Annotated in this window: 2 protein-coding genes; both read right to left on the minus strand. The window is 60.7% G+C overall.

Going from position 1 to position 4,012, the window contains the following annotated elements; all coding sequences use genetic code 11:
* Positions 1–836 precede the first annotated feature (836 nt).
* Positions 837–2,795, minus strand: a complete 1,959-nt coding sequence (locus H043_RS0118665; protein WP_027613122.1) for a MacB family efflux pump subunit — start codon at positions 2,793–2,795, stop codon at positions 837–839.
* A gap of 2 nt (positions 2,796–2,797) precedes the next feature.
* Positions 2,798–3,946: a macrolide transporter subunit MacA gene (macA, locus tag H043_RS0118670; protein ID WP_027613123.1), complete on the minus strand. Its 1,149-nt coding sequence runs from the start codon at positions 3,944–3,946 to the stop codon at positions 2,798–2,800.
* Between the last annotated feature and the right edge of the window lie 66 nt (positions 3,947–4,012).

Genomic DNA, 4,012 nt, shown 5'->3' on the forward strand with positions numbered 1-4,012 from the left:
TGCATGACGAGGTTGAAGGGATCGAGATCTTCAGGGCGCCGGGGTTGAGGTAGAAGTTGATGGCGCGGTCGGTGGCCGCTTTTATCTTCTGCGGGTCGAGGGCTGGGTCGTACGGGATTGAGGTGTCCGGGGGGTTGGGTGTGGCTTTGAACATGGATGAAGCTCCTGCTTAGCAAAAGTAAGGAGCCATCACTCTCGCTACCAAACGAGGGTGGCGGCCATACGCGGGTTGGTAGACCGGTCTAAGCAGGAAAACCCGGCGCTCCCGAAGGAGCCCCACGCATGGCCACCATAAAATCGAGCCCCTGAAAAGGGACTGCACACGGTGTCGCCATCACACTTAGAAACGGGCTACCAAACCCGATCACTGATTTTCAGTGACAGGGAAACGATATAGCCCGCCCCATAGCCGTGTAAGCCGGCGGATTCTGGCGTACGTGTAGGTAACGGCGCAAGGCGTTGTAGCCGTTATGGCGTAACGGGTCGTGTATTTTAAACGTGGTTGCGGCGATGCGTTTATGGTGCGTGTAGAGAACCGGGATTGCTCCTGTAGTTTTGATGTCGTCTGGCAGACCGCTTTCGCGAGCAAGCCCGCTCCCACAGTTGGATTGAGTGCATTCAGGTGGGAATTGGTCGGCTTGTAGGCCGTCATCGCTGGCAAGCCAGCTCCCACCATTTGACCGAGTGCATTCAGTCAGGGATTGGTCGACTGTGAGGCCGCTTTCGCGAGCAGGCTCGCTCCCACAGTTGGAAAGCGAAAAACAGGGACGGGTTCATCACCCGTCCCTTTCGATGTGTGAACTTCAGACACCAGCCCGGCCAATCAGCTTCGGCAATCAGTCCCGCGCCAGCGCCTCGATCGGATCGAGGCGCGATGCATTGCGCGCGGGGACGAAGCCGAAGACGATGCCGATCAGCGTCGAGCAGATCACCGCCGTCAGCACCGAGGCCATGGAGAACACCATCTCCCATTCCTTGATGAACAGCGAAAACAGATGGCCGATGGCGTACGACAGGGAAATGCCGATGGCCCCGCCGAGCAGGCAGACCATCACCGCCTCCACCAGAAACTGCTGACGGATGTCCGACTGACGCGCGCCGACCGCCATGCGAATGCCGATCTCGCGGGTACGCTCGGTGACCGACACCAGCATGATGTTCATCACCCCGATGCCGCCGACCACCAGCGAAATCACCGCGATCAGCGACAGCAGCAAGGCCAGCGAGCGGCTGGTTTTCTGCACGGTCTGCATCACGCTGTCGAGGTTGTTAGTGTAGAAGTCCTTGATGCCGTGGCGTTGCAGCATCAATTGGGTGACGTGATTTTCCACGACTTTGCTCGACTGGCCGTCCTTGATCCGTACGCTGATGCTGTCGAGAAAACGTTGGCCCAAGATACGCCCGGCGGCGGTTTCGTAGGGCACCCAGACGTTGAGGGTTTTGCCCGAGGCAAACAGGTTCTTGTTCTCGGCGGCCACGCCGATCACGGTGCATGGCAGGTTACCGATCAGGATCACCTGCCCCAGCGGATCGACGCCCTCGCCGAATAACCGATGCCGGGTGTTGAAGTCGATCACCACCACCTGCGCCTGACGCCGCGCGTCGCTCTCGCTGAAGGTGATGCCCGCCTCCAGTTTGATTCCGCGAACCTGGAAATACTGGTCACTGACACCGTTGATCTGCGCATCGAGGTCGATGTTGCGATAACGCAGAAGCATGCTGCGACCGACCACCGGGGTGGCGCTGTCGACGTAATACAGCTGATTCAGCGCGGTGACGTCGGCCGGCACCAGTGTCTCGATCGAGGCGGCGCGCTTGTCGCCGAAACTGCTGCCGGAATAGATATCGATGGTATTGCTGCCGATCGCCGAAATGTCCTTGAGCACGTAGTTTTTCGCGCCCTCACCGATCGCCGAAATCGACACCACCGAGGTGATGCCGATGACAATCCCGAGCATGGTCAGCAAGGTGCGCATGCGGTGCGAAATCAGCGCCACCCAGGCCATGTTGAAGGCCTCCTTGAACAGCCCGAGGCTGGCGACCAAACGGCGTGTCGCCGGTGGTTTGGGCGGCACCTCCTCTTCGTCCGACAGTTGCCCGGTGTCGCGCTGATTGCGCCGGTCGCTGAGGATTTCACCGTCGCTGACTTCGATGATGCGTTCGGCGTTGGCCGCGACTTTAGGGTCGTGGGTCACCAGAATCACCGTGTGCCCGGCCGCGTGCAGCTCCAGCAGAATACGCATTACCTCTTTGCCGCTGGCGGTGTCGAGGGCGCCGGTGGGTTCGTCGGCGAGGATCACTTCACCGCCGTTCATCAAGGCCCGGGCGATACTCACCCGTTGTTGCTGACCACCGGAGAGCTGACTCGGCCGGTGGGTCAGGTGCCCATCAAGGCCCAGCCGTGCCAGCAATTCGCGGGCGCGGGCATGGCGTTGCGGCGCCGGGATCCCGGCGTAAATGGCCGGCATCTCGACGTTGTGCATCGCGCTCAGGTGCGGCAGCAAGTGATAGCGCTGGAAGATGAAACCGAAGTAATCGCGGCGCAGTTCGGCCAGCGCCTGATCGTCGAGGTCGCGGGTCTCCTGGCCGTTGATCTTGTAACTGCCGGCGGTCGCATAGTCGAGGCAACCGAGGATGTTCATCAGGGTTGATTTGCCAGACCCGGACGCGCCGATGATCGCCACCATTTCTCCGGCATTGATCGTCAGGTTGATGTTCTTCAGTGCGAGAAATTCACGGTCGCCGGCGGTGAAACTGCGGGTGATGCCGGTCAGTTGCAGCAACGCTTGCGTCATGCTCAAGCCCCCGCCACGGCAGGCAGCGGATCACCGATCACCACCCGCTCGCCTTCGCTGAGGCCCTGATTGATCTGCACTTTGACGTTGTTGTTGATCCCGGTCTGGACGTTGCGCGACTGCGCTTGGCCCTTGGAATCGAGCACCCGCACCGGAAAGCTGCCATCGGCGTTGCGTGGCCCAAGCGCGGCCACCGGCACGGTCAGCACCGATTGCGCGGTATCGAGGACGATGCGCACTTGCGCGGTCATCGAGATGCGCAAGCGATGGTCGGGATTGGGCACCTCGAACAGCGCGTTATAGAACACTGCGGTGTTTTGCTTCGGGGTGCCGGCCGGCGGCGTTTCGAGGAAGTTCTGCGGCGCCGGCTCAGTGCCGCGCAGCTTGCCGTAATAGCGTTTGTCTTCGCCGAGAATAGTGAAATACACCTGCTGCCCCGGCGCGATATGAATCACGTCGGCCTCCGAGACCTGGGCCTTGATGGTCATGGTGTCCAGATCCGCCAGTTTCAGCAGGATCGGCGCCAACTGGTTGGCGATCACGGTCTGGCCTTCCTGGGTGACGATGCCGACCACGTCGCCATCGATCGGCGCGACGATCCGCGTGTACGCGAGGTTGACCTTTGCGGTATCGATCTGGATGTGCGCACTTTTGATCTGCGCGTCCAGCGACAGCAGGTTGGCCTGCTGCACCTCGTAGTCCGATTGCGCGGTTTCGAAATCCTGACGCGAGATCGACGCGTCTTCCTGCAGGTTCTGATAGCGCTGGTAAATCGCTTTGGTCTGTTTGAGCTGGGCCTGCGTGGCGCGCTTTTGCGCCTGCAGGTTTTCCTCATCGACCTGCGCCTGACGCAGGGTGTTCTGCAGCACCAGCGGATCGATCTCGGCCAGCCACTGGCCCTTCTTCACCTTGTCGCCAACCTTGACCTTGAGCGACTTCAACTGCCCCGACACCTGGGCACCGACGTCCACCTGCTTGACGCCTTCCAGCAATCCGGTGGCGAGCACGGTGTTTTCGATATCCGAGCGTTCGACCGGGGCGGTCTGGTACTTCGGCGCTTCGGCCGGTGCCTGCACCGTGTACAGCACCAACCCGGCCACCGCCGCCAATGCCAACCCCATACCGACTTTGCGCAACTTCGACTTTTCCATAAATAACCACAAGTCCGTTCAGGGATGAACCCGGCCAGCGGCCGGGTCTTGATAGAACAACCACAC

The organism is Pseudomonas sp. URIL14HWK12:I6 (genome assembly GCF_000514195.1).
GTDB classification, from domain to species: domain Bacteria; phylum Pseudomonadota; class Gammaproteobacteria; order Pseudomonadales; family Pseudomonadaceae; genus Aquipseudomonas; species Aquipseudomonas putida_A.

Excerpts from the sequence above, each read along its gene's own strand:
- macA (WP_027613123.1), bottom strand. The coding sequence starts at position 3,946 with ATGGAAAAGTCGAAGTTGCGCAAAGTCGGTATGGGGTTGGCATTGGCG.
- H043_RS0118665 (WP_027613122.1), bottom strand. The coding sequence starts at position 2,795 with ATGACGCAAGCGTTGCTGCAACTGACCGGCATCACCCGCAGTTTCACC.